The sequence below is a fragment of the Flavobacterium sp. IC2-16 genome, from assembly GCF_055521455.1.
The window spans coordinates 1,791,970-1,817,500 of sequence record NZ_CM145480.1 but is presented as its reverse complement, the minus strand read 5'-3'; the positions used below and the strand labels follow the sequence as shown (position 1 = coordinate 1,817,500).

Below are 25,531 nucleotides of genomic sequence, written 5' to 3'. Positions count from 1 at the left end.
TTCACAGTACTGGTTCACTATCGGTCTCTCAGGAGTATTTAGCCTTAGCGGATGGTCCCGCCAGATTCAGACAGGGTTTCACGTGCCCCGCCCTACTCAGGATACCACTATTGATATCTTTTCTTACTTATACGGGACTATCACCCTCTGTGGTTAACCTTTCCAGGTTATTCTAATTCAATCCGCATCAAATGTCGTGGTCCTACAACCCCAAAATTGCCGTAACAACTCTGGTTTGGGCTAATCCGCGTTCGCTCGCCACTACTTACGGAATCACTTTTGTTTTCTTCTCCTCCGCCTACTTAGATGTTTCAGTTCAGCGGGTTTGCCCCCTATCGGGTAATACATCTTCAATGTATTGGGTTGCCCCATTCGGATATCTGCGGATCACATCGTATGTGCCAATCCCCGCAGCTTTTCGCAGCTTATCACGTCCTTCATCGCCTCTGAGAGCCTAGGCATCCCCCATACGCCCTTATTTTGCTTATGTATGTGGTTCTTGTATTACTACAAGATCCTATGCTTTCTACTTTTTAATTTGTATTTTTCTTATCTCAATATGTCAATGAACTTGTGGCGAGTCGCAACTGACAAAAATTATCAGCTTTGACTTTATAGCCGTAGTGGAGAATATCGGAGTCGAACCGATGACCTCCTGCGTGCAAGGCAGGCGCTCTAGCCAGCTGAGCTAATCCCCCAATCGTAATTCAGAATTATGAATTCAGAATTATGAATTTTGAATCCTCAACTTCTAAAATTTCCTTTTTTTTTATAACTTTTATACCTTTTTAAATCCATAACTTACAAGTTATAAGCTTAAAAAGTAGTCCCGGGCAGACTCGAACTGCCGACCCCTACATTATCAGTGTAGTACTCTAACCAGCTGAGCTACGAGACTCTGTATTTAAGTTATTTTTTGAACTAACAGCGAGAGTAATTCTCTATCTTTCGTAAAAACCCATGACTTTCATCATTCTCTAGAAAGGAGGTGTTCCAGCCGCACCTTCCGGTACGGCTACCTTGTTACGACTTAGCCCCAGTTACTAGTTTTACCCTAGGCAGCTCCTTGCGGTCACCGACTTCAGGTACCCCCAGCTTCCATGGCTTGACGGGCGGTGTGTACAAGGCCCGGGAACGTATTCACCGCATCATGGCTGATATGCGATTACTAGCGAATCCAGCTTCACGGAGTCGAGTTGCAGACTCCGATCCGAACTGAGAACGGCTTTGAAGATTCGCGCCTACTTGCGTAGTGGCTGCTCTCTGTACCGTCCATTGTAGCACGTGTGTAGCCCAGGACGTAAGGGCCGTGATGATTTGACGTCATCCCCACCTTCCTCACGGTTTGCACCGGCAGTCTTGTTAGAGTTCCCGGCATGACCCGCTGGCAACTAACAATAGGGGTTGCGCTCGTTATAGGACTTAACCTGACACCTCACGGCACGAGCTGACGACAACCATGCAGCACCTTGAAAGACGTCCGAAGAAAAAACTGTTTCCAGTCCTGTCGTCTCCCATTTAAGCCCTGGTAAGGTTCCTCGCGTATCATCGAATTAAACCACATGCTCCTCCGCTTGTGCGGGCCCCCGTCAATTCCTTTGAGTTTCACACTTGCGTGCGTACTCCCCAGGTGGGATACTTATCACTTTCGCTTAGCCACTCAGATTGCTCCAAACAGCTAGTATCCATCGTTTACGGCGTGGACTACCAGGGTATCTAATCCTGTTCGCTCCCCACGCTTTCGTCCATCAGCGTCAATAAACTGTTAGTAACCTGCCTTCGCAATTGGTATTCCATGTAATATCTAAGCATTTCACCGCTACACTACATATTCTAGTTACTTCACAGTAATTCAAGTTCTACAGTATCAATGGCAGTTCGACAGTTAAGCTGCCGGATTTCACCACTGACTTATAAAACCGCCTACGGACCCTTTAAACCCAATGATTCCGGATAACGCTTGGATCCTCCGTATTACCGCGGCTGCTGGCACGGAGTTAGCCGATCCTTATTCTTACGGTACCGTCAAGCTGCTACACGTAGCAGGGTTTCTTCCCGTATAAAAGCAGTTTACAATCCATAGGACCGTCATCCTGCACGCGGCATGGCTGGTTCAGACTTGCGTCCATTGACCAATATTCCTCACTGCTGCCTCCCGTAGGAGTCTGGTCCGTGTCTCAGTACCAGTGTGGGGGATCTCCCTCTCAGGACCCCTACCCATCATTGCCTTGGTATGCCGTTACCACACCAACTAGCTAATGGGACGCATGCTCATCTTGTACCGTTGGAACTTTAATAATCCGGTGATGCCACCGAAAGATACTATGAGGTATTAATCCAAATTTCTCTGGGCTATCCCTCTGTACAAGGTAGATTGCATACGCGTTACGCACCCGTGCGCCGGTCTCAAGTTAGCAAGCTAACTCTACCCCTCGACTTGCATGTGTTAGGCCTGCCGCTAGCGTTCATCCTGAGCCAGGATCAAACTCTTCATCGTATATTTTTAATATTGTCGATTCAGTCGCTAGGTTTTTCTAATTCTACTCGAAAAAGTCTTACTCTCTCTTATATTTGCTGTCAATTCAATATGTCTATGAACGTTGTCTTCTTTTATTCTAACACCAATCTCTCGATTAGCGGGTGCAAAAGTAGAAACTCTTTTTTAATCTGCAAAACTTTTTGAAACTTTTTTTTGAAAAAATTTTCTTTTCGTCTTAACCAGTATTTCCAATGAACTTCCCTTGTTTTGCGGGTGGCAAAGATACAATCTTTATTTTCTACAATCCAAATCTTTTTTAAACTTTTTTTAAAAATCTTTTCAATTCAGTTTGTCTCAATATGTCGTATGAACTATGCCGTTATTGCGGGTGCAAAAGTAGCACTCTTTTTACCACTTCCAAACTTTTTGCAACCTTTTTTTAAAAGTTTTTTGCCGATTTTTCATAACTCTCTGGTAACCATTCCGTAACACAATAAAGTTTTTTAAAGAAAGTTACAGCCTCGCAAAGTCACAAAGTGGCAAAGTTGATTTCATACTACTATTTATATAACAGCACAGCTTGAATTCCCATACTACTATAATATAGTATATACATTAAAAGTTTGCTAAAAACCCACAACCTCACCCCTTAGCCCCGATGGAAGCGGCACCGTGTAGAGCGGACAGCGGGAATACAGACCGCAAAGAAGTACTGAAGTCTAGCTCTAATCGAAACGAATTGTTTTAACAGGAGATATTTTCGTAATAATATAAGATGGAATAATAAGTATTAGAAGACAAACCAAAACAGTACCAATGTTTAAAATCAGAATATGCAACACATTAATATCTACTGGAGCTTCTGAAACATAATAATTTTCAGGATTAAGTTTTATCAAGCCGAACTGCCTTTGCAACAAAAGCATACCTATTCCAATAATATTCCCCCAAAGAAGTCCGCGAAAAATTAAATGAGATGCATTGTATAAAAATATTTTACGGATCACCCAATTGTTAGCACCAACCGCTTTTAGAATCCCTATCATTTGAGTCCGTTCCAAAATAAGCACCAAAAGAGCTACTACCATATTAATTGTTGCAACGACAACCATAATGATAAGAATAACCAAAATATTAAAATCAAATAGTTTTAACCATTCGAAAATATTGAAGTACTTATCTTCAATAGTTGTACTATTATATGTAGACGGAATTGCAGCATAAACCTCTTCCCCTTTTTCTTTAATTTTAGAAAAGTCGTCTATAAAAACCTCAAAAGCTCCAACTTGATCTTTATCCCATTTATTAATACGCTGTATGTGCCTGATATCCCCTATAACATAGGTTGCATCGAACTCTTGAAAACCTGAATTATAAATACCAACAATTTTAAAATTTCGAAGATTTGGCATTTTACCCTCTTCTTTCATGAAAAAGGTATTGAATTTATCTCCCAATTTCAATTCCAGGCGATTTGCCATATACTGCGAAATCAAAACTTCAGGATTTAAGCTAGATTTCAAATCAGGAATTCTGCCTTGAACTATATATTCTTCAATGTTTTTCCATTGATAATCATTTCCTACACCTTTAAAAACTATTCCCTCAAAAGCCTTTTCCGTTCTAATTATTCCAGCTTTTGAAGCAACCGCCTGAATATGCTCAATACCACTAACACTTTTAAATACAGGATAAAAGTCCTGATGCGTTGAAATAGGCTCGACACTCACTTCGGATTGATTATCATCATAATTCGAAATAATGATATGCCCATTAAAGGCCGAAACCTTTTGGCGTATTTTTTGCTGTAAGCCTACACCAGTAGCAACAGAAACAATCATCATAATTATTCCAATTGCAATTGCGGTAATTGCAATTTTTATAATTGGTGCAGATATGTTACTTTTATGGCTCTTAGAAGCCGTAAGCCGTTTCGCTATAAAATATTCTAATTTCAAAAGATGATGATTTCAAATTCGATGTTCAAAAATACAGTTTTATTCTTGGTTTTAGCATTTGTTTCCTGTGGAAATTCGCTAAAGAAGCTCGAACAAAAAGAAAACGAGAACGGAATACAACCAACACTTAAAACTAATTCTGGCGATTTCTTTAAAACTGGCGCTCAAAACTCCGGAGCATATCTTCCTTTACTAAAGGACAAAAAAGTTGGGATTGTTACTAATCAAACTGGAATTTTATCTAAAACTGTACATTTAGTAGATTTCCTATTAATGAAACAAGTTAATCTTCAAAAAATTTACGCTCCCGAACATGGTTTTCGAGGTACTGCAGATGCCGGTGAACATATTAAAGATGGAAAAGACACAAAAACCGGCTTACCCATTGTATCACTTTACGGAAACAATAAAAAACCCAAACCGGAACAATTAACAGGTATAGATGTTATGGTTTTTGACTTGCAAGATGTTGGTGCACGTTTTTACACTTATATTTCTTCTTTACACTATGTTATGGAAGCTTGTGCTGAAAACAACATTCCACTTATCGTTTTAGACCGACCGAATCCAAACGGTGGCATTGTGGACGGACCAATTTTGGAAAAAGAATTCACCAGTTTTGTGGGAATGCACCAAATTCCGGTGTTACATGGCATGACCATTGGAGAATATGCCAAAATGATTAATGGTGAAAAGTGGTTGAAAAACGGAGCACAATGTGATCTGACTGTAATCCCTTGTTTGAACTACAAACGCGACATGGCCTACAGTTTACCAGTAAAACCGTCTCCAAATTTACCGAACGATCAAGCCATCAATTTGTATGCGAGTTTGTGTTTGTTTGAAGGAACCAATATAAGTATGGGGCGCGGAACTGATAAACAATTTCAGATTTACGGTTCGCCTTATCTGCCGAAAAGCAATTTCAGTTTCACGCCAAGTCCAAACTTAGGCGCTAAAGACCCAACTTATAACGGAAAAGAATGTTATGGTGAAGATTTAACCAAAATTAAAAAAGTTAATCAACTGGAACTGAAATGGCTAATTAAAGCGTATCAAAATACCGATGATAAATCGAAATTTTTTAATGATTTTTTCACCAAATTGGCTGGAACCAAAAAACTACGCGAACAAATTGAAGCTGGAGTTTCCGAAGTTGAAATTAGAAAATCGTGGGAAAGTGGTTTGATTGCTTTTAAGGAAATCAGGAAAAGGTATTTGATTTACTAAATTTTTACTTCAATATCTGGATTGTTCTTTAACAAGTCATTTACAAATGATTGTTTGTCTTTTGGCGAAATATAAATTTCGTCGAATTTATTATACTTTATAACTAATCTATCTAAAGATAAAGCTGGCGCACTAAAGATTGAATTTGATTTTTCAATTTTTCTTATTGAATTGATTTCGATCTTATCATTAACAATCCACATACTTTTTACAACCAATTTGTCTTCATTAATTATATATCTTGTAGTTTTAGACACAAAAAGAATTACAAAAATTATTCCAATCAACACAAGATAACCGAGCATTTCACCTTCAAAAATTGATTGTATACTTCTGAATATGGGGTAAATTAGTGGTAAACTTAACCACCAATCTATTTTTGAATTGTAAATTTTCATACAACAAAATTATCATTTTTTTGAAGGTGTCCTGCGAAAGCGGGACATTTTCTTTTTAATTTAAATATTTGACTTTTCACTTTTCACTTTTCACTTTTGACTCAAAAAACATTTTTCATATCAAAAAAATGGAGTTTTGCATCATTTTTTAAATCATTTAAAACGTTTATATACTTTTGTTATATATATGAAACAAGTAAAAAAGTTATATTTAATTATTTTCTTATTCTTTTGGACAGAAAATTTTGCTCAAAACAATTCTGATTTAAAAAAAGGAATTTATTATTTAAATCTGTCACAATTTAACTCAGCTCATTCTTATTTAAAGAAAAGTATTGGCTCAAGTTCAAAACAAGTAAGCAGTACTTTATATATAAAATATGCAAAATTGTTAAAAAATATTGGACGCATTGACAGTTCATTCTATTATATCGATAAAGCCGAAAAAATAATAAAAAAAGGTCATTATAAGGATAGTTTAGTTTTAATTTATACGCTTAAAGCGGAAAATTATCGATTCTTAAACAAAAAGGATCTTGCTTATAAAAATATGTTTTTTGCAAAAAAATGTCTTTCAAATTCTGCAAAAAACAAAGACATTCTTGCTTATTATTACAATAGAAGAATGGCAATGCTTGATTATTTTTATATAAACACCAAAGATTCTGCGATGGTAGCTAAAAAAATGGCAAACCATATTTTACTTCTTGAAAAAGAAATACACGACAAAGAAATAGTTGCCTATACTTTAAATGAATTAGGATACATACAAAAATATTACGAGTCTCCTGAAATTGCTAAAAAAACATTTATACAGGCTTATGAGTATGCAAAAAAATACAGCTTAAAAATTGCACTGCTTGACATCTTGTTCAATTTATATTTTTTAGAAAATGATATTGGAAATCTTAAACAAAAAATCGCGTACATAAAAGAAGGCTATGATATTGCGGTTTCAATAAAATCAGAATGGCATGCTCATGTTTTTAGTCAATTGTTAAAAGAAAATTATTTACTATTAAACAATTTTAAATTAGCATATGAATACCAAAAAAAATCATTTGATCATCTTTACTTTTTCCAAAAAGATTTTAATCAATATGAAATTGAAAAAATAGACAAAAAATTTAATCTTTCTAAAAAAGAGAGCGAGATTCAACGTAAAAATTTAGAACTTAAAGTACAAAAAAAGAATTTTCTTCTTCTTTTAATTGTATCCTTTATTTTAGTTTTAGCCATTTTGTCTTTATTTTTTTACAATAATAAAATCAAAAAAACAAAAAAACAAATTGAGCATAACAACATAGCATTAGAAAAAGCAGCAAAAGAAAAAGATTTTTATGTTAAAGAATTGAACCATCGTGTAAAAAATAATTTAGCCGTAATTTTGAGTTTAATAGATATTCAAGAAGAAAACGGAAACAGCGAAATTTTACAGCAATTGCACGACAGAGTAAACACTATTGCGCTTGGACATCAGTTATATACGTACGGAAATTCTGAAGAAGAGAACTCAAACATTAATTTAGAAGATTATGTTTCAACTATTTTCCAAACAAAAACGTATGCTTCTGCAAGAAAAATTGAATATAAATCAAATTCTGATGATATTAGTTTAAATGTAGATTTGGCTTTACCAATTGGTTTAATTTTAAACGAATTAATAACCAACTCTATAAAACACGCTGAAACAACTAACAATAGACCTTTATTTCTTGAATTAAACACATCTAAAAAAGATAAAAATATAGAAATTATTTATTCAGATAACGGGATTAATTTTAAACCCATAACCAATTCAAATTCTTTAGGATTATATATTATTGACGGAATGATTAATCAAATTTCTGGAAGTTATACACGAGAAAATTCAACCTATATTTTTACAATTCCGTATGCCAAATAAAAATGCCAACATATTAATTATTGAAGATGAAATGCTAATTGCTCATTCTATCAAAAAAATGGTCGAAAAACATTTTAAATGTGTAGGCATTGCAAAAAATTACGATGAAGCCATTCAGTTTTTAAATGTGAGCGAAATCGATTTAGCATTAATTGACATTACTTTAACTGGAAACAAAACTGGTATTGACGTTGCACATTATATCACCGAAAACAACAAAATACCGTTTATTTTCCTTACTGCTTTAACCGACACAGAAACCTTACAAAATATTTTTGCTGTTAAGCCAAATGCCTACTTAGCAAAACCAATACAAGAAATTAATTTAATTGCTGCAATTAATTTAGCATTGTTTACCAAAAAAGAAAATACCATTACGCTTGAAATAGGCAAAAATCAACATATTATAAACCTAAACGATTTTTTATACGCGCAATCTGACCGAGTTTATATTACACTACATTTTAAAAACAGTAATCCATTACTTTTGCGCACATCGTTTACCTATTTAGAAAAGCAATTCCCCGAAACACATTTTAAACGCATAAACCGTAGCGATGCTATAAACCCAAAATGTATTACTACAAAAACTGCTACAACCATTACTATTACCGAAAAAACCTTTAAAATTTCAGAGAAGTTTTAGTTTTGGATTTTTAGACATTGGATTTTAGATTTAAGGATTGAAAGAAAAACCTGAAATTCCAAATCCAATACTTTCGTCTTTTCACTTTTCACTCAAAGAAACATTTTCGTATCAAAAAAGTGGGGTTTGGGAACATTTTTTTAAGTTATGCTGTTGTTTTTATTTCTTTTGAATAAAAATAAAAATTCATACTATGAAAAACCTCTACACCTTTTTATTATTAATAAGTATAAGCTCTGTTAAATCACAAAACACCTTTAATTGGGAGTCTTTCTTATGCGATCCACTTGATGGGTGCCCATACTCTTCAACAAGTCTATCTGAAACCATTAATGGAGTTACGGCTTCTGTTTCAACAAATTGTAATTTCATTTCAGTTAAAGATTTTGACGCCTACAATTATGGTACTAATGGAAAAGTAATGCAAGCTGGTGGTACTGGTTGTACTAATGTTACAGTAACATTTAGCTCACCAATTGATATCACAGCTATAGGAACAGCTAGGCATTTAGGAGATAATGGTGTAGTTACATTAACACCTACTCCTGCGGGGGGCAATAACACCCCTGTAACCTTTACAGAAACAAGTAATAATCTTGTAGTAAGCAATATGAATTGGCAAAATGTAACTTCTTTTTTATATTCATCAACCACAAATGGAATAACGTTATTGGATGATATTGTTTGGACTGCTTCGCTTTCAGTAAATGATTTTACGTTAAACAATATAATAAAACTCTACCCAAACCCAGCACAAAACCAAGTAACCATTGAAGCAAACGAACTAACCAATGCTTCGTTACAAATTATGGATATTAATGGTCGTGTATTACAAACACAAACCTTACAAAACACAAACACAATTAATATAGAAAACTTGCAAACTGGCGTGTATTTATTTAAAATTACTAGCCAAGAAGGAACAATTACCCAACGTGTCGTGAAATATTAAAGTATTTTTTTTTCAATTGAAGGTGCCGCTTTTATAGCGGCATTTTCTTTTTCATTTCCTCAACAATATTATATGCTGCAGGACAAATAGCAACATTTTTTAAAGTCAGATTGGATATCTGTTGAAATTTTTGTCGATCGGTATGTGGAAATTCTCTACAAGCTTTTGGACGCACATCGTAAATGAAACATTTATTATCAGTATCTAAGAATGTACAAGGAACCGATTTTAAAACGTAGTCGTTATCTTCATCAATTCGAAGATATTGTTCGATAAACTGCTGTGGTTTTAATCGTAAATGTTTCGCGATGCGTTCGATATCTGCAGCAGTAAAAAGCGGACCTGTAGTTTTACAACAATTAGCACATTCCAAACAATCCGTTCGTTTAAATTCGGCATCATGTAACTCTTGCATTACATAATCCAAGTTCTTTGGCGCTTTCTTTTTCAGCTTATCGAAATACTTTTTGTTTTCGTTATGCTTATCTTTGGCCAGCTTTTGTAATATGTTGAGTGATGGATTTATCAATTTGTTTATTTGATGAATGAAACGCAAAATTATAGAAAACGAATCAACAAATAACCGAATCAACTAATAAACTTAAAATGAAAGACCTTTTTGGAAAAGCCATACTTGACTTTCAGACTAACAATGCTCCGGAAGACCTTATAACTGAAACGTCTATATCGGAAGCCGATGAAATGAGTGTAGCCTACTTATTTAGAGATTATGGTGCTATGCCAAAAATGGAGCGCAAAGCCTTGGATTTAGCAAAAGGAAAAACATTAGATGTTGGATGTGGAGCCGGAAGCCATTCGTTATACCTGCAAAAAGAGCGCAATATTGACGTTACTGCCATTGACATCTCAGAAAACGCTATAAAAGCATGTGAACTAAGAGGCGTAAAAAATGTTCGAGTTCAAAATGTAATGGATATTCAAAATGAAAAATATGACACGATTCTTTTAATGATGAATGGTGCAGGAATGTGTGGAAAACTTAAACGAATATCTGGTTTTTTGCGCCAGTTAAAATCCATTTTAAATGAAAACGGACAAATTCTACTAGACAGTTCTGATATTATCTATATGTTTGACGAAGATGAAGATGGTGGAAAATGGATACCTTCCGACAACGATTATTATGGAGAAGTGGTTTTCAACATCTCTTACAAAGGAGAGCAGGAAGAAGCTTTCGATTGGATGTATATTGATTACAATACCTTACAGAATGCGGCCCATGCAAACGGTTTGAACTGCGAATTACTTTTAGAAGGAGAACATTTTGATTATTTAGCCAAACTGACCCATTTATAAATAAAAAATCCCAAACAAATGTTTGGGATTTTTTATATGTAAAACTTGCAATTATTGCATGTATTTCATCATCATTCCTTGTAGGCCTGCTCCCCACTCTTGAGCAGCTACTGCCATTTTACCACCTAAAACTTCCGCTTTTTGGGTTATTTTTTTTCCAATTGGACTTTCGTAGAATTTCAACATTTCTTTTATGTCCTCATGAGTGTATTCTTGCATGTAAACTTCAGCCACTTTTTCGTAGTACGATGGTAATGTAGCGTCAAACTCTACTAAAAATGCTGCATGTTTTTCAGCAGGAATCATTTTTAAGATTTGAGATTTAGCCATGTTCATTTGAGAACTTGCTGTAAATTTAAGCACTTTCATCACATCTGCTTTAAATGCATCGTTTGATTGTGCCATTCCTAAATTCGCTACTAATAAAAAAGCGAAAGCTAAAATCAGTTTTTTCATTTCGGTAAATATTATTTTATAATTTCTAATTAGTACTACAAAAACCTGTTTTGTTACAAAAATCACAGAATTTATTTAACCTTAAGGAATATTCAAATATTTATGAGTTTGTAATGATATACGCCATTTTGGATTATTCATAACATAATCGATAATCAAAGGTGTCATTTCTTCTTTTTTGCTCCATTCGGGTTGCAAAAACAAAATGGCTTTATCGTTCACTTTCTCGGCTTGTTCCTCAGCAAAAATAAAATCATGTTTGTTATGAATAATCATCTTTAATTCATCTGCTATTTCATAGGCACTTTCTACTGGAAGTTTAGTTTTCTTGGGAGACAAGCAAAACCAATCCCAACTCCCTGTTACAGGATAAGCTCCAGAAGTTTCAATATGCACACGAAGGTTACTCTCTTTTAATTTAGATGTTAAGTAAGTCATGTCCCAAGTTAGCGGTTCACCTCCAGTTACCACAACCGTTTCGGCATATGTACTCGCATTTTGCACAATCTGTTCTACAGCTGTTGGTGGATGCAATTCGGCATTCCAGCTTTCTTTTACATCGCACCAGTGACATCCCACATCACAACCTCCAATACGAATAAAATACGCAGCAGTACCCGTATGATAGCCTTCTCCTTGAATTGTATAAAATTCTTCCATTAAAGGCAACATTTCGCCTTTTTCAACCGCTATTTGCACTTCTTTTTGTAACATCTTCAATTAAAATAGTTTGCAAAGGTACACAATTTGAATGGATTTCGTTTACCAAGAAGCCCTTTGTTTGTTATCTAGCCCCGATGGCAGCAAGCTACCTTGTAGCGCGAACAGCGGGAAAATGGTATACAAAACAACTTTAAGTTTTGCTCCAAAAAAAACCGACAATTTTCATTGCCGGTTTTCAAATTGTGTACTATTTATTTTGTTACGCTTTTAACGCTTTCAATGTTTTAGTAGCATATTCATTAGCTGGATCTACAGAAAGTAATTTTTGAAGATTCTCAACTGCTTTTGCTTTGTCACCTGAATTTGCATAGTGTGCTCCAACAAATGTTAATGCTTCAACTAATCCTTTTTTATTATTAGGTTTAGATTTTTCGGCATCTCCTTTTTCGTCAAGAATTTTAACATATTGCTCGTAGCTAGCCACAGCAACCAATTTAGATTCTGGAGTTCCAATTTGCTCGTTAACACGTGCTTTGTACAAGTGTGCATCTTGTGTTGTTGGAGATACTTCGATAACTCTTGAAAAAGCTGCATCGGCTTTCACCAATTGTTCTTTTGGAGACGTTTTATCGTTGTAATCGAAATACAATGCATATCCTAAATAGAAATTATCGTATAGGTAGTATTGCGATTTAGGATTTTTAATTGCTACCTCAAACAAACGCGCTGCGTTTTTGTATAATTTTTCCTTGAACATTTTTAATCCAAGTGGGTTTAATTCACTTGCAATAGCAGGATCTTTTTCTACCGCTTTATTAAGCTCAACTACACCTTCGTTAAAAATTTTCTCGTCGTAAGTACCGTCTGCTTTTTTAGCCTCAGCCATTTTAGTCAAACCTAAATACAAATAGTCACGAGCAATAACTCTCTTTGGATCTGCTTTAGCAAAGAAAGTAGTAATTGCTTTTGAACTTTCTGCAAAGTTCCCATTTTCGTAGGCAGCATACCCTAAATAACGGTATATACGTGGATTTACATTATCCAATTTTTTCATTTCATTTGCTTCAGCCTCTAACGCTTTATAATCTTTCGCTAAGATTAAGAAATCGGCATGACGCATACGAGATTCTAACGAATAATCGGTTAAGCTCATGTATTTTTCATAATACCCTAGAGCTTTTTTGATGTACTCATTGTATTTAGACTGCTCACTAGTCGCCCAGAAATAATAGGTTTCTGCTAACTCACGATAAACTGGACCAAAATTTGGATTTGTTTTAACGATTTCATCAAATGATTTTACGGCAACATCAAATGCTTTAGCATTTTTGGTAATTTTTGCCAAGTTCATTTTAGCAACAAGCAAAGAATTATCAAAATCGTAAGCATTTCTATAAGCACTATATGCTTCATTAGTATTGTTATCACCATAATAAGCATCTCCTAAGACTAAAAACGCCTGAGCACTCTTTTCATCAATTAGCAATGCTTTTTTGGCAACCTCAATCGCTTTTTTATAATTTGGGTTTTCAGAATTGTTATATGCTTTTGCAATAAGCAATAAATCGTCTACATCTTTTTTCTTAATAGATGAAGCCGCTTTATCAAAATTAGCAGTTGCAGCAGTTGCATTTTTATTATCTAAATCCAACTGACCTAATCCAATATAATTTAATGAGCCTTTATCTTTTGCAGACAATCCTTTTTGAAAGAACATTGCAGCAGAGTCAGCTTCTTTTTCAGCTAGATATACATCTCCTAAATAGAAAAAGTTTTTTCCGTTATCAGGATTGGATTTAACCAATCCTTTTAATATTTTTTTGGCTTTGTCATATTGCTCTGCAGTAATCGCTTTTTTGGCTTGCTCTAAATCCTGAGCAAACACTCCAGCTGATAATCCCATTAACAATACAGTTAAAACTTTAGCATTTTTCATTTCTAAAATCTTTTATTTTGGTTATTATTTCTCGACTTCATTACGAACCGAAATTTCTCTTGAAGGGAAGCGTGTTGGCACCAACCCTGACTTAAGAATAATTCGTTGTCCTTTATCGCCTGCAATATACGAAGCAAATCCCATGCCTAAACCTGTTGTACTTTGAAAATTTAACAAAAATAATTTTCTAGGCATTGGATAACTTCCATCTGCAATATTACTTTGATTTGGCTTAATTAACGTTTCCTTTTCGTTAAGTTTAACATTTTTAAACCCTAAAACTTTAATTTTATCAAGATAAGGTGACAAATCGTCACTTGGCTGTAACAACCAATTAACACCAACAACTCCTATAGTATTCTCATGTTCACTAATATATTTTACCACTTCTTTAGTAGAATGCATTGAAAAAACATTTAGACTAGGGAGTTTTGTTACACCTGAAATTTGTTTTAAGTTTCGAACAACGCTTGAATTAGGATTATCAAAGACAAGGGCATTAATTCCAGACCCTAATTTTTCTTGCATTAGAGTTTGAATTTGATTCACTGAAATTATTGAATCTTGGTTTTTTTTACTTGATATGAACGCGATTGCATCTGTAGCAAATTCGGTCACTTTAGGATATTGTTGAAGACTATTGTATTTTTTAATCTCAACAGAATCCAAGTCACGAGCTAAGATAGCAATACGAGCTTCTTTCGAATTCAACATATTCAGGATTTCAGCTTCTGATTTGGAAACCAATGTAATTTTAGCCTGCTTGTATTCACTTTCAAAAACCACTTTCAAGTCTTCAACAATTGGCAAAATCGTTTCATCTACATAAATAGTGGTAGCTCCACCAACAGCAGATTCTTTAACTTCTGGATCAGCTTTTATTTTCTTGTCTTTACAAGCAACATATGCAGAAGCTGAAAAACACAAAAACAAGAACAAAATAATTCTTTTCATTGATTTGATATAACTTTTAGTCCTCATTTGATTTAATAAGTCTAGAAAAACGATACGTGGCATAAATTATAAGCAATACGCCTAAAATCACTCTATTCTGATACGGTAAGGTAACTGGCATACTTTTCCAAACAAACAAAGCTAGGGCTAAAAAAACATAAAGTCCTAAAAAGACAAGTCCTAAAACAAACAGAAATCGCTGTTGAGGCGATTTCTGCTTAAAATTCTTGAATAATTGCATGTTAATTTACCTGAATTACAATTGGTAAAGTAAACTGTGAACGAACTGAACGACCGTTTTGAACAGCAGCTTTCCATTTTGGCATACTGTTTAATACACGGATAGCTTCACGCCCTGCCGCTGCATAACCCCCATCACGTAACACTTTTACATCGGTAAAACTTCCGTCTTTTTCGACAACGAAACCTAACATTACACGAATTTGTGAAACTCCTTCATCAACATCTGGAGCGTTGAATGAGCTAGCAAACTTTTTGTAAAAAGCTTGCATACCGCCTGGAGGTGCAGCTTGTACTTCTACAGCTACATATACTTTGTTATCATCAACAATTTGATTTCCTTTGTCACCATCTCCAACGGGTTTATCGATTACAATTTCACCTGCATCTTTATCCCCTTTTTGGTTTTTTTGACCTGGATCTGCTTCTTTTAAATCTTCCACTGTTGGAGGATCTTCATCACGCACTTTCTCTTTCTCAACCACTTTTGGCGGCGGGAATTTCACCTGATCGTTCACCGATTTTGGTGGTTCAGGTGGTGGTGGTGGTGGTAAATCTTCTTTTGGTGGTGGTGGCAATAGTGCTGTTTCAATTACCTTATCCATATTTTCCGTTTCATTTTTAGCGAATTTCTCACCAATAATGTTTTTCACAACTGGTCCTCCGATAACTAGTGCAAACAAAGCTGCACCAATTAACAAAGCACGTGATGTTGTTCTAGGATTTTCTGAACGCAACTGATATGCACCATAAGCCTTGTTACGACCTTCAAAGATCATATCAATCCACTCTTGGTTAAATATGTTTAATTTTGACATAATATTAGTTTTTTACTTTGTGGAAATTATGGGGTGTACAACCCTTCTTTTTCCAACATTGCGTTTTCTTCTGGAGTAATATCAACAATCGCATAAGTAGGAACTTTGGCGATAGCCATCTCATCCAATACATCAACTAAGTTTCTGTATGTAGATTTCTTACTTGCTTTAATAAGAACAATTAATCCTTTTTTAGGGTCACCATATTTAGCAACAACTGATTGTACTTTAGCTAAAAGCTCTTTACGAACTCCATCCTTACCATAATTTGCTTTTGTTGGCCCTTCAATTGGAGCTGTCGGTAAACCATAATACCACACCAGTTGATTTTTTTCACCTAAAAGCAAAGTCATAGTTCTGTCATCCGCTACATCAAGTTGCACCTCTTCAGGTCTCTCCTGATCCTTATCTGGCATTGCCAAATTCATGGACTGTGGTTTTGATAACGATGTGGTTAACATAAAGAAAGTAATCAAAAGGAATGCCAAATCCACCATCGCTGTTAAATCGACACCTGCATTTTGCTTTTTACTCCTTACATGGCCTTTCTTTTTGCCACCGCCATCGCCGGTATTTAATTCTGCCATTTCTACAGTATTTTTTTAATTAAAAATCTTCACTTCTTAAACCAGTAACCAAGAAAAACTTGTTCACTTTTTGGCTTTGCAGAATATCAATTACTTTTTTCACAGTAGGATATTCTTCTTTAGCATCTCCTTTGATAGCAACTTTAAGTTCAGTTCCATGCAAATCTCTGGTAGCATAACGTGCCGCCAAGATCCATTCACGCAATTGATTGTCTACTGAATCGAAAGGAATACCAGTTTGCGCTCCTTCTTTATTACGCTCTTCACTAGATTTAGCAATAACTTGCTTCAAACCAGTAACAGGCACACCAAAACCATCAATAAGTGAAAAACGCTTTGCCTCTTCGTCTGTGAATTTTAATTCATAACGTTCTGCTATTTTTTCAAGAGCATTCTTACGAATATCCTGACCTACCATACCAAAAAACACTTTCCCATCTCCAACAGTAATTGTAGCTAAATCCGTATCCGGCAATTTAGTTTGTACTGTAGATGCCGGTGTATCAACCGGAAGTGGCTCTGGAACTCTGGCAGTAGATGTCATAACGAAGAAAGACAATAATAAGAACGCTACGTCACACATAGCCGTCATATCAATCTTCGTGCTCTTTTTTGACATTTTTACTTTTGCCATTTTTTTTGATTTTAAATTGACATATTACTTTATCAGCAACACATCAATAAATTATTAATTAACTTTTTTCGGCAACTTTATAAATTAAGCAGCGCTTCCTTTCATTCTTCTGTAAGCTTGAGTAATAGCAAAACCAGCTTCGTCGATTGAATAAGTTAATTTATCAATTTTAGATGTAAACAAGTTGTACATGATAATTGATAACGTAGATGTACCAATACCAGTAGCCGTATTAATAAGTGCCTCAGAAATACCCGTTGCTAATGCAGCTTGGTCAGGAGCACCTGCAGCAGCTAATCCAGAGAACGCTTTAATCATACCCGATACTGTACCTAATAATCCCATTAAGGTTCCGATAGATACCAAAGTAGCGATGATAGTCATGTTTTTCTCTAACATTGGCATTTCCAATGAAGTAGCTTCTTCGATTTCTTTCTGAATAGTTTCTGATGCTTTTTCGCTATCAAAACCTTCTTTTCTAACTTCTTTATACTTAGTTAAACCAGCTCTAACTACGTTAGCAACTGAACCTTGTTGTGTATCACACTCAGCAATAGCCTCGTCAATTTTACCTTGACCAACTAAACCTTGAACATGGTGTACGAATTTCTCAACATTTCCTTTACCAGCAGCTTTTGAAATCACAAAAAATCTCTCAATTGAGAAAACCCAAGCCATTAAAAATAATCCCATTAACATTGGAACGATAAATCCACCTTTGTAAACCATCCCTAAATAGTTTCCTGGTAGCGGGTGTCCTTCTGGATTATTATCCACAAAGTTTGAAGGGTGACCCATAACGAATTTCCATACTAGAAACCCGATAACTAAACAGATTACAATTGTTAAACCTGCAAAAAAGTTTGAACTTTTAGAGCTAGCTCCATTCTCAACAGCTTCGTTAGATACGTTTGTCATTTTTTTTAATTTTTAGTTTTTCGATTATATTTAAAATTAAACTCACACTAGTTTTATGTGTAAGAGTCGCAAATTTATGTTTTTAACGTAAATAAAAAAACAAAAAAAACTTTTTTTACGCCCTTACTGCTATTAATTTAACCTTAAAATAACTTTACCGGCTTATCTTCTTTATTTAGATTAACATAATTTTAATTCAATAACGACATAAATAGACATTTATTCTCTTTTTCTCTGTTTTTTTATCAAATTTAATAGCCAAACACAAAAAAGCAGGCTTAAACATTATTTATATTTGCTTTTAAATCAATTCTTACAAACCAGTTGTAATTTTATGTTGACAGATACTTTTTCAGCACACATCAATGAAGGATATTCCTGTAATGGGAAACACATAATACTAGGCGGCGCAATGCTAAACGGCGAAGCAATACCTAATACGCTTATAAAAATCCCATTGAAAACCATTAACAGACATGGGCTTATAGCTGGAGCGACCGGGACCGGAAAAACCAAGACTATTCAAGTACTTTCCGAACAGCTTTCGCTTCAAGGTGTTCCTGTGTTGATGATGGACATTAAGGGGGACTTTTCGGGAATTGCCGCAGCTGGCGAAGAAAAACCCTTTATAACCGAACGCCATTCCAAAATCAATTTACCATATGAAACTCATGGATTCCCAGTAGAACTTCTTTCACTTTCTGAACAAAATGGTGTTCGACTTCGAGCCACAGTTTCTGAATTTGGTCCAGTACTATTTTCTCGAATTTTAGATCTAAACGATACTCAGAGCGGCATTGTGTCCGTTCTGTTTAAATATTGCGACGACAAGCAAATTCCTTTATTAGATTTAAAAGATTTTAAGAAAATTGTACAATATGCAACCAATGAAGGAAAAGCAGAATTCGAAGCCGATTACGGTAGAATATCTACAGCTTCCACCGGTTCCATTTTGCGAAAAGTAATAGAACTGGAACAACAAGGTGCCGATTTATTCTTTGGAGAATTATCCTTCGATATTCACGATTTAATGCGAACTGATGAAAACAACAACGGCTATGTTAACATAATCCGACTGACAGACATTCAGGATAGACCAAAATTGTTTTCCACTTTTATGTTAAGTCTTTTAGCCGAAGTTTACCAACAAATGCCTGAAATTGGGGATATCAACAAACCAAAACTCGTAATTTTTATTGATGAGGCACACCTTATATTCAATGAAGCAAGCAAAACATTACTCAATCAAATAGAAACCATTGTCAAACTTATCCGATCCAAAGGCATAGGTGTTTATTTTATTACACAAAACCCAACCGATGTTCCTTCGGGAGTTTTAGCACAACTCGGTTTAAAGATCCAACATGCTTTACGAGCTTTTACAGCCAACGATAGAAAAGCCATTAAAATGACGGCGGAAAATTATCCGTTATCCGATTTCTACAAAACCGAAGACCTAATAACACAATTGGGTATTGGTGAAGCTTTTGTTACTGCTTTAAATGAAAAAGGAATACCTACTCCACTTGTTGCCTGCATGATGCGTGCTCCAATGAGTCGTATGGATATTTTAACTTCGGAAGAAATCAACAATATAACATCCAATTCAAAACTGGTAAAAAAATACAACCAAGTTATCGACAGCAAAAGTGCTTACGAAATATTGACTGAAAAAATCGAAAAAGCCAACCAGCAAGCTACTGCAAAAGAAGTTGCAAAACCTGACACGAGAAGAAAAAAAGAAGAACCGAGCACAGCAGAAGTTATAGGAAAATCGGTAACGAAAGTAATTACAAGCGCTAGTTTTATTCGAGGTGCTTTTGGTATATTAATGAAACTTTTCAAAAAATAAATCCAATGAAAAAAATTCTACCTTATTTTATATTTCTCATTCTTTTTTTAGGATGCAATGTTACTAAAGAAACTGTGATAGATTACGAATCAGAAATCCGAAATGCAGAATCTGATTTTGAAAAATGGGTTGCAAAAAATGGAATTGCTAGTGGTTTTTATGAGTTTGCCGATTCGAATGCTACTATTAAACGTGAACATGACACCTTAATAACTGGTAAAGAGAATATTTTAAAATATTATTCCAATTCAAAATTTAAAAATGCCACCGTAACTTGGAAACCCGATTATGTTAATGTTTCTAAATCGGGAGACATGGCCTACACTTACGGCAAATATATATGGAAAACTACAGATTCTTTTGGAAAAACAATTGAAGCAAAAGGGGTTTTTCATACCGTTTGGAAAAGACAAGCAAATGGAAAATGGAAATATATTTGGGATTAACTATATAGCTTTTTTAAAAAAATGAAAAAATACACTATTCAAAAATCACCATTTGTAGTACCTACAACCGATGGAAAACTTATTGAAGAACATCACGGATTGGCTACAACATCAAACAACGAAATTTCCATTGCCCATATGATAGCACCTCCTGGTTGGAGTGAACCTTTTCAAACACCAGAGTTTGATGAATACACCTATATAATCAGCGGGAAAAAGCAATTTATTATTGATGGAGAAGTAGTTGTTTTAGAAAGCGGCCAATCGATAAAAATAGAACGAAACACCCGTGTACAATATTCCAATCCGTTTAGTGAACCTTGCGAATATATTGCCATTTGCACTCCAGCATTCAGTATGGAAAAAGTACACCGAGAAGATTAATAAAAAAGAGGCTAATTTGCCTCTTTTTATTTTATAACTGTAATAATTCTAAAATTCTATTTTCAACTAGATCCGAATTCCATATTTGGTCAATGTTTTCCATATTCAGAATTTCTTCCATAATCCGGTTTTGTTTATCTCCTTCGGCAAGTGCTTCAGAATATGGTTGATGACTAAACGTTACACGACTGTATAATGGAACCCATAAATTTGGATGTTTATCTGAAAACCATTTTTCAATTTTCTTTTGCAGTAAAAATTTGGCATCAGCTGTTTTACTACTCATTTCCATGAAATTACGATACGACAATTCGGCTATAGCATCAGCATTAGGTTTTCTGGATTTTTCGTATTCTTTGAAAATCGTCAACCAGTCGTTACCATATTGCTCCATTAACTGATTCAAGATGGTTATATCTTCAAATCCAGCATTCATTCCGTGTCCGTAAAACGGAACAATTGCATGTGCTGCATCGCCTATCAAAGCAACTTTATCTTCAAAAGTCCACGGATAACACTTCATAGTCACCAAATAACTGGTAGGATTTTTAAAGAAATCTTCGACTAAATCCGGAATTACTTCTTTTGTATCTGGGAAATGTTTTGCAAAGAAAGCCACCAAACTTTCTTTATCTTTTAGATTCTGAAATGAATTCTCACCTTCATGAGGCATAAACAAAGTACAAGTAAACGTACCATCAGGGTTAGACAATGCCATTAGCATAAACTCCCCTCTTGGCCAAATATGAAGTGAATTTTTATCAATTTTATGTGTACCGTCTTCGTTAGCCGGAATATGTAACTCCTTATAACCAACACGTAAAAACTCTTGTGAATAATTGAACATACTTTGGCGTTGCATTCTGTGACGAATCCTAGAAAATGCGCCATCAGCACCAAAAACCAAATCATAATCAAGCTCTTCCCATTCGCCACGTTCGCTTTCACCTTCGTGTAAAACCCCAGTAGCCAAAGTAACATCCCAAATTTTATGATTAAAGAAGAATTCGACTCCAGCTTTTTCGGCTAAATCAACCATTTTTCTGTTAAGATTTCCTCTTGACAAAGAATAAATAGCTTCACCCTCTTTACCGTAATATTGATAATTTAATTTTTCACCTGGCATGTGGATAGCTCTTTTATCTACTGGTATCCCAATTGACTTCACTTCATCTGCCAAACCAATTTCCTCTAAGGTTCGCCACCCTCTGTCTGACATCACTAAATTAATGGAGCGCCCCGAGAATTCAACTGTCCTAATATCCGGACTTCTATCAAATACGTGAACTGTATGACCTGCTTTTTTGAGATATATTGCCAAGAGGGTTCCTACCAATCCGGAACCTACAACAGCTGTTTTTTGGGGAGTCTGCATTGATTTTTTCTTGAATAGAGGGTAAAATTACTTAATATTATGAAACGAAGGAGATAAATAACCAAAAAAGAAAATCCTCACAAAGAGGATTTTACTATTTATTAAACGAAATTTTATTTCCTACATTTAATTTTTGAGATTTTGCGAAAACCCCACACATATGAAACAACATTCTAGCCCCAACATTACCATCCCAATCATCTTCTCCAGGAGCCACCTCTACCAAATCAAATCCAATTATTTCTTTATTTGTAGCTGCTAATTTACTTAACAAATAAGCTGCTTGTTCAAATGAAAAACCTCCAGGAACGGGTGTTCCCGTATTTGGACAATACCAAGGATACATTCCGTCGATATCAAATGAAACACAAACTTTTTCCGGTAGAGAAGCAATAATTTGATCGCATTGTGCTTCCCAAGTTTTTCCACCAAATGATTCTTGTTTCAAATCCATATCGGTGTGAACCAACACTCGGTCTTTTAACGCCACCTCTACCTCTTGCTCACAAAAATCGCGAATTCCAACTTGAACAATTTTAGAAATTTGAGGTATTTGTAACGCGTTATACATGATAGATGCATGCGAATAGGTAAAGCCCTCGTAGGCAATTCGTAAATCCATATGTGCATCGAGGTGTAAAATACCAAAATCATTATATTTGGTTGCCAACGCTTGATAATATCCAAGAGGTGTACTGTGATCTCCTCCTAAAAGTGCCACTTTTTTACCTTGATTCATCCAATGAAGAATTCGTTGTTTAACATCTTCATTCATTTCAGCACACGCCTTATTGATTTTATCCAAATCGGACTGTAAGGCTGGAAATGTCGACACATCTTCACCAGCTTCAAGTGCTTCAATAATAGGTTGTGCTAAACTTTTGTATTTCTCAGAATTTGCAGACCAATGCTTTGGAGCTTCATCCATGTATATTCCTAGTTTCCATAACTCTGGAAACTCTTGGTGATTTAAATCTACTTGAAAAGAAGCATCCATAATGGCTTCTGGACCTTCTGAGGCACCAGCGCCATAACTTACAGTAACTTCCCAAGGAACAGGCACTACAATAAGTTCACTTTGTTCTGCAGAAAAAGGCAATCCAAAAACGGTAGCATCTGCCAAGCCCGGTTGTGACGGGTCAAAACTATCTATTATTTGTTGTTTTGTCATGATTTTAAATACAAAAATTCAGGTTGCAAAGATACGTTAATTTCATAAAAAAAGCCGAACAACAGTCCGGCTTTTCACTTGCTTATCAATAATTATTGCTTAACAAATTTATATGATGATTTAGTTTTTGCAAAATAAATAGAATAAACCCCATTACTAAGTCTTGATATATCCAACGTAGTTTCGCGGTCTATTAATGTTCTATCCATAACTTTTTGACCTAACATGTTGAAAATTTCAATTTCTTGGTTTTCATTGAAATCCCCTTTAATTGTGATTGTTGAAGAAGCCGGGTTAGGATAAACGACGAAATTATTCTTAACAAAATCATTAACTCCTAAACTTGGCTGAACCACTAAATCAAAAGTACAACTTACTGAAGTTCCGCTTGTAGCAGTCATTGTAATTGTATGTGTTCCAACCCCTACAATAGAACCTATTGCTGGACTTTGAGTAACTACTGCATCACAATTAGAATTGATTGCATTGGCTAAACTTGAAAAACTTGGAATAGTATAATTTCCAGCCCCATCTGCATTAACCGTTTGAGTTCCTGGACAATTTATACGCAATGCTATAGCTGGCATTATATAACTCGTTTGTGTAAATTTATCAGTAAACACTTTAATATCTGCGCAAGTATAATTCATATCGATGGCAGCTTGTCTAACAGCAACCGCAGCAATTTGCTGAGTTGAAGAGCCATTAGTTAATGCTAATCCTTCTAAGAAGGCTTTATCGGTTTTTGTTCTTCCAATGACATCATAAATTTTCATTAATGATGTTGCCCAAATTTGACCGTCTGTGTGAATAGTTCCTGTAAGCCCTCCTGGATATACCGCAGAATAATTTGTAATTCTACCATTCCAACAAGCATTATGTCCATCCCAACTAAACATATAATGATATGCCGCATCAGTTGGTGCCCATTGCCCTAAACTTCTACTATAGGATTGTGCCCAGTAATCTCCACTTCCTTCCCCTAGTCCTTCCGTTGAAGAAGCCGAACCTCCAGTCATCCAATCATGTACACCATGACCAAACTCGTGAAGTACAACATCTGCATCTTCAGCATCATCAACACAACCTTCTCCGAAAGCAATTCTATCAGACGAAGGAATAAAGTGAGAGTTATCCTGTCCATTCAATCCATGAGGATCATACATCAATACACCACTATTTTGCTGCGGTCTACAAACTATACCAAGGGTCTCATTAATATAACGCATACTTTGATCAAGGTGATAAAATGAGTTTACTGCCTCAAAAGCATCGTTATCTCGGGTAAAATTAAAAGCACTAGTCGCTTGCGTAAACAATCCTTTTTTAGGATTTTCGAAATCAAGAATATCTACGTAAGAACTCTTCAATCTGTAAACTCCTGCATTTAACTCAATTTCTGGTAAAACCACACTTGTTCTTGCAGCATCTAAAGAAGCATTTGTCGCATCATTATTATCAACATAATTACCAGCATAGGCAACATGAGCTGTAGATAAAGGATCCGGATTAAAAACCATTCCTGTTCCCGTTACAAAAACATTTGGAGCAGCCATTTTTTTTCTACCGAAAGCAGTTATCTCTTTAGTCTTATCGGTCTTTTCCCCTGCACGATGGTGTACGGAAACATCTTTAAAACTAAGAATTTCTGAAGTTGAAGCATCAACAAATATTTGCCAATCACCCGTTTTATCATCACAAACCAAGGAAACTTTGTAAGCTAATTTTGGACTACCAGAAGTTACATAAACAAACAAATTGCTTTCTTCGAAACTAATAGTTCCTGAAGATTTCAATTCTCTTTTTGCAATTGCAATTGCATCTTGCGAAGAAATTGATGGAGAAGTATTTATAGAACTGATTTCAATAACATTGTCAACCGATTTATACGTAATCTCACCATTTAAATTATAGTGAACAAGAATATCACTACCAAAAACGGGAATACCATTAAACATTTGTTGAAATCTAAGAGTTTCACCCGACAAACCTTTTCTTGAAAATTTAAGGTTCAAATTAATATCTGGGGCGATATTAAGTTCTTGAGCATTTGATTTAATCCATTCTCGAGCTTCCTTTTCTCTAGCGGAGGTTTGCGCTTTTGAAACAATTGGAAAACCCAATAATAAAATTCCAATTACAAGTAATTTTTTTTTCATTTTCGGCGTTTTTTAGTTAAGTTGTTACAAATAAAGTATTTTTTTATCAAAA

22 protein-coding genes, 2 tRNA genes and 2 rRNA genes (1 of these 26 cut by a window edge) are annotated in these 25,531 nt (G+C 35.1%); 8 read left to right on the top strand and 18 right to left on the bottom strand.

Going from position 1 to position 25,531, the window contains the following annotated elements; genetic code table 11:
- From ACZ1JT_RS08185 to ACZ1JT_RS08165, 5 genes are all read right to left on the bottom strand, one after another.
- Positions 1-490 (bottom strand): 23S ribosomal RNA (locus ACZ1JT_RS08185); it reaches 2,380 nt to the left of the window's first position.
- A gap of 134 nt (positions 491-624) precedes the next feature.
- Positions 625-698 (bottom strand) — tRNA-Ala (locus tag ACZ1JT_RS08180).
- 126 nt (positions 699-824) lie between these two features.
- A tRNA-Ile gene (locus ACZ1JT_RS08175) sits at positions 825-898 on the bottom strand.
- Between the two features lie 83 nt (positions 899-981).
- Positions 982-2,497: ribosomal RNA gene (locus tag ACZ1JT_RS08170) — 16S ribosomal RNA — on the bottom strand.
- Together the 16S and 23S rRNA genes with 2 tRNA genes alongside form the textbook arrangement of a ribosomal RNA operon.
- Before the next feature lie 707 nt (positions 2,498-3,204).
- Positions 3,205-4,437, bottom strand: coding sequence for an ABC transporter permease (locus ACZ1JT_RS08165; RefSeq protein ID WP_465093348.1), 1,233 nt, complete (start codon positions 4,435-4,437; stop codon positions 3,205-3,207).
- Positions 4,438-4,443: 6 nt separating this feature from the next.
- Here ACZ1JT_RS08165 and ACZ1JT_RS08160 point away from each other — a divergent pair, with 6 nt between their 5' ends.
- Positions 4,444-5,667, top strand: a complete 1,224-nt coding sequence (locus ACZ1JT_RS08160) for an exo-beta-N-acetylmuramidase NamZ family protein (RefSeq protein WP_465095283.1) — start codon at positions 4,444-4,446, stop codon at positions 5,665-5,667.
- On the opposite strand, the gene ACZ1JT_RS08155 is transcribed toward ACZ1JT_RS08160, so the two are convergent.
- Positions 5,664-6,065: a PH domain-containing protein gene (locus ACZ1JT_RS08155; protein WP_465093347.1), complete on the bottom strand. Its 402-nt coding sequence runs from the start codon at positions 6,063-6,065 to the stop codon at positions 5,664-5,666. The two genes, ACZ1JT_RS08160 and ACZ1JT_RS08155, sit on opposite strands and share 4 nt — an antisense overlap.
- A gap of 187 nt (positions 6,066-6,252) precedes the next feature.
- Here ACZ1JT_RS08155 and ACZ1JT_RS08150 point away from each other — a divergent pair, with 187 nt between their 5' ends.
- The 3 genes from ACZ1JT_RS08150 to ACZ1JT_RS08140 all read left to right on the top strand — a co-directional run bounded on the left by ACZ1JT_RS08150 (position 6,253) and on the right by ACZ1JT_RS08140 (position 9,569).
- Positions 6,253-7,971 (top strand): sensor histidine kinase, encoded by a 1,719-nt coding sequence (locus tag ACZ1JT_RS08150; protein ID WP_465093346.1) that lies wholly within the window; start codon positions 6,253-6,255, stop codon positions 7,969-7,971.
- Positions 7,961-8,617, top strand: coding sequence for a response regulator transcription factor (locus ACZ1JT_RS08145; RefSeq protein ID WP_465093345.1), 657 nt, complete (start codon positions 7,961-7,963; stop codon positions 8,615-8,617). The genes ACZ1JT_RS08150 and ACZ1JT_RS08145 overlap by 11 nt, the downstream gene beginning before the upstream one ends.
- A 193-nt stretch (positions 8,618-8,810) precedes the next feature.
- Positions 8,811-9,569, top strand: a complete 759-nt coding sequence (locus ACZ1JT_RS08140; RefSeq protein WP_465093344.1) for a T9SS type A sorting domain-containing protein — start codon at positions 8,811-8,813, stop codon at positions 9,567-9,569.
- Between the two features lie 31 nt (positions 9,570-9,600).
- Here ACZ1JT_RS08140 and ACZ1JT_RS08135 read toward each other — a convergent pair whose 3' ends face one another.
- The gene (locus ACZ1JT_RS08135; RefSeq protein WP_465095282.1) at positions 9,601-10,095 is read right to left on the bottom strand and encodes a YkgJ family cysteine cluster protein; all 495 of its coding nucleotides are present in this window, start codon (positions 10,093-10,095) and stop codon (positions 9,601-9,603) included.
- Positions 10,096-10,175: 80 nt separating this feature from the next.
- On the opposite strand from ACZ1JT_RS08135, the gene ACZ1JT_RS08130 reads away from it, so the two are divergent.
- Entirely contained in the window at positions 10,176-10,886 is a 711-nt protein-coding gene (locus tag ACZ1JT_RS08130) for a class I SAM-dependent methyltransferase (RefSeq protein ID WP_465093343.1), read from the top strand.
- A gap of 51 nt (positions 10,887-10,937) precedes the next feature.
- On the opposite strand, the gene ACZ1JT_RS08125 is transcribed toward ACZ1JT_RS08130, so the two are convergent.
- The 8 genes from ACZ1JT_RS08125 to ACZ1JT_RS08090 form a co-directional block, all read right to left on the bottom strand.
- The gene (locus ACZ1JT_RS08125; RefSeq protein WP_465093342.1) at positions 10,938-11,342 is read right to left on the bottom strand and encodes a DUF2059 domain-containing protein; all 405 of its coding nucleotides are present in this window, start codon (positions 11,340-11,342) and stop codon (positions 10,938-10,940) included.
- A gap of 81 nt (positions 11,343-11,423) precedes the next feature.
- A complete protein-coding gene (locus ACZ1JT_RS08120; protein WP_465093341.1) occupies positions 11,424-12,056 on the bottom strand; it encodes a 7-carboxy-7-deazaguanine synthase QueE in 633 nt (210 codons plus the stop codon).
- Positions 12,057-12,264: 208 nt separating this feature from the next.
- The gene (locus ACZ1JT_RS08115; RefSeq protein ID WP_465093340.1) at positions 12,265-13,941 is read right to left on the bottom strand and encodes a tetratricopeptide repeat protein; all 1,677 of its coding nucleotides are present in this window, start codon (positions 13,939-13,941) and stop codon (positions 12,265-12,267) included.
- 24 nt (positions 13,942-13,965) lie between these two features.
- A complete protein-coding gene (locus tag ACZ1JT_RS08110) occupies positions 13,966-14,895 on the bottom strand; it encodes a substrate-binding domain-containing protein (protein WP_465093339.1) in 930 nt (309 codons plus the stop codon).
- Between the two features lie 242 nt (positions 14,896-15,137).
- Positions 15,138-15,953: an energy transducer TonB gene (locus ACZ1JT_RS08105; protein WP_465093338.1), complete on the bottom strand. Its 816-nt coding sequence runs from the start codon at positions 15,951-15,953 to the stop codon at positions 15,138-15,140.
- A 26-nt stretch (positions 15,954-15,979) separates the two neighbouring features.
- Complete coding sequence (locus ACZ1JT_RS08100) at positions 15,980-16,540, bottom strand: ExbD/TolR family protein (RefSeq protein WP_465093337.1); 561 nt, start codon at positions 16,538-16,540, stop codon at positions 15,980-15,982.
- Between the two features lie 19 nt (positions 16,541-16,559).
- Complete coding sequence (locus tag ACZ1JT_RS08095; protein WP_465093336.1) at positions 16,560-17,174, bottom strand: ExbD/TolR family protein; 615 nt, start codon at positions 17,172-17,174, stop codon at positions 16,560-16,562.
- An 84-nt stretch (positions 17,175-17,258) separates the two neighbouring features.
- A complete protein-coding gene (locus tag ACZ1JT_RS08090; RefSeq protein WP_465093335.1) occupies positions 17,259-18,092 on the bottom strand; it encodes a MotA/TolQ/ExbB proton channel family protein in 834 nt (277 codons plus the stop codon).
- Between the two features lie 334 nt (positions 18,093-18,426).
- Here ACZ1JT_RS08090 and ACZ1JT_RS08085 point away from each other — a divergent pair, with 334 nt between their 5' ends.
- Genes ACZ1JT_RS08085 through ACZ1JT_RS08075 form a run of 3 tightly spaced genes read left to right on the top strand, consistent with a single transcriptional unit; the run spans position 18,427 to position 20,774 of the window.
- On the top strand, positions 18,427-19,944 hold the full coding sequence (locus ACZ1JT_RS08085) for a helicase HerA-like domain-containing protein (protein ID WP_465093334.1): 1,518 nt from the start codon (positions 18,427-18,429) through the stop codon (positions 19,942-19,944).
- Between the two features lie 5 nt (positions 19,945-19,949).
- Positions 19,950-20,390: a YybH family protein gene (locus ACZ1JT_RS08080; protein ID WP_465093333.1), complete on the top strand. Its 441-nt coding sequence runs from the start codon at positions 19,950-19,952 to the stop codon at positions 20,388-20,390.
- A 21-nt stretch (positions 20,391-20,411) separates the two neighbouring features.
- On the top strand, positions 20,412-20,774 hold the full coding sequence (locus ACZ1JT_RS08075) for a cupin domain-containing protein (RefSeq protein WP_465093332.1): 363 nt from the start codon (positions 20,412-20,414) through the stop codon (positions 20,772-20,774).
- 31 nt (positions 20,775-20,805) lie between these two features.
- Here ACZ1JT_RS08075 and ACZ1JT_RS08070 read toward each other — a convergent pair whose 3' ends face one another.
- The 3 genes from ACZ1JT_RS08070 to ACZ1JT_RS08060 all read right to left on the bottom strand — a co-directional run bounded on the left by ACZ1JT_RS08070 (position 20,806) and on the right by ACZ1JT_RS08060 (position 25,479).
- Positions 20,806-22,149 carry an FAD-dependent oxidoreductase gene (locus ACZ1JT_RS08070; RefSeq protein WP_465093331.1) on the bottom strand — a complete coding sequence of 448 codons (1,344 nt, stop codon included), beginning with the start codon at positions 22,147-22,149 and terminating at the stop codon, positions 20,806-20,808.
- Positions 22,150-22,243: 94 nt separating this feature from the next.
- Positions 22,244-23,320, bottom strand: coding sequence for an agmatinase family protein (locus ACZ1JT_RS08065; RefSeq protein WP_465093330.1), 1,077 nt, complete (start codon positions 23,318-23,320; stop codon positions 22,244-22,246).
- A gap of 92 nt (positions 23,321-23,412) precedes the next feature.
- On the bottom strand, positions 23,413-25,479 hold the full coding sequence (locus ACZ1JT_RS08060) for a T9SS type A sorting domain-containing protein (RefSeq protein WP_465093329.1): 2,067 nt from the start codon (positions 25,477-25,479) through the stop codon (positions 23,413-23,415).
- Positions 25,480-25,531: the final 52 nt, after the last annotated feature.

Coding starts and splice junctions, on each gene's coding strand:
- ACZ1JT_RS08160 (WP_465095283.1), top strand. CDS start 4,444: ATGATTTCAAATTCGATGTTCAAAAATACAGTTTTATTCTTGGTTTTA.
- ACZ1JT_RS08155 (WP_465093347.1), bottom strand. CDS start 6,065: ATGAAAATTTACAATTCAAAAATAGATTGGTGGTTAAGTTTACCACTA.
- ACZ1JT_RS08150 (WP_465093346.1), top strand. CDS start 6,253: ATGAAACAAGTAAAAAAGTTATATTTAATTATTTTCTTATTCTTTTGG.
- ACZ1JT_RS08145 (WP_465093345.1), top strand. CDS start 7,961: ATGCCAAATAAAAATGCCAACATATTAATTATTGAAGATGAAATGCTA.
- ACZ1JT_RS08140 (WP_465093344.1), top strand. CDS start 8,811: ATGAAAAACCTCTACACCTTTTTATTATTAATAAGTATAAGCTCTGTT.
- ACZ1JT_RS08130 (WP_465093343.1), top strand. CDS start 10,176: ATGAAAGACCTTTTTGGAAAAGCCATACTTGACTTTCAGACTAACAAT.
- ACZ1JT_RS08125 (WP_465093342.1), bottom strand. CDS start 11,342: ATGAAAAAACTGATTTTAGCTTTCGCTTTTTTATTAGTAGCGAATTTA.
- ACZ1JT_RS08120 (WP_465093341.1), bottom strand. CDS start 12,056: ATGTTACAAAAAGAAGTGCAAATAGCGGTTGAAAAAGGCGAAATGTTG.
- ACZ1JT_RS08115 (WP_465093340.1), bottom strand. CDS start 13,941: ATGAAAAATGCTAAAGTTTTAACTGTATTGTTAATGGGATTATCAGCT.
- ACZ1JT_RS08110 (WP_465093339.1), bottom strand. CDS start 14,895: ATGAAAAGAATTATTTTGTTCTTGTTTTTGTGTTTTTCAGCTTCTGCA.
- ACZ1JT_RS08105 (WP_465093338.1), bottom strand. CDS start 15,953: ATGTCAAAATTAAACATATTTAACCAAGAGTGGATTGATATGATCTTT.
- ACZ1JT_RS08100 (WP_465093337.1), bottom strand. CDS start 16,540: ATGGCAGAATTAAATACCGGCGATGGCGGTGGCAAAAAGAAAGGCCAT.
- ACZ1JT_RS08095 (WP_465093336.1), bottom strand. CDS start 17,174: ATGGCAAAAGTAAAAATGTCAAAAAAGAGCACGAAGATTGATATGACG.
- ACZ1JT_RS08090 (WP_465093335.1), bottom strand. CDS start 18,092: ATGACAAACGTATCTAACGAAGCTGTTGAGAATGGAGCTAGCTCTAAA.
- ACZ1JT_RS08085 (WP_465093334.1), top strand. CDS start 18,427: ATGTTGACAGATACTTTTTCAGCACACATCAATGAAGGATATTCCTGT.
- ACZ1JT_RS08080 (WP_465093333.1), top strand. CDS start 19,950: ATGAAAAAAATTCTACCTTATTTTATATTTCTCATTCTTTTTTTAGGA.
- ACZ1JT_RS08075 (WP_465093332.1), top strand. CDS start 20,412: ATGAAAAAATACACTATTCAAAAATCACCATTTGTAGTACCTACAACC.
- ACZ1JT_RS08070 (WP_465093331.1), bottom strand. CDS start 22,149: ATGCAGACTCCCCAAAAAACAGCTGTTGTAGGTTCCGGATTGGTAGGA.
- ACZ1JT_RS08065 (WP_465093330.1), bottom strand. CDS start 23,320: ATGACAAAACAACAAATAATAGATAGTTTTGACCCGTCACAACCGGGC.
- ACZ1JT_RS08060 (WP_465093329.1), bottom strand. CDS start 25,479: ATGAAAAAAAAATTACTTGTAATTGGAATTTTATTATTGGGTTTTCCA.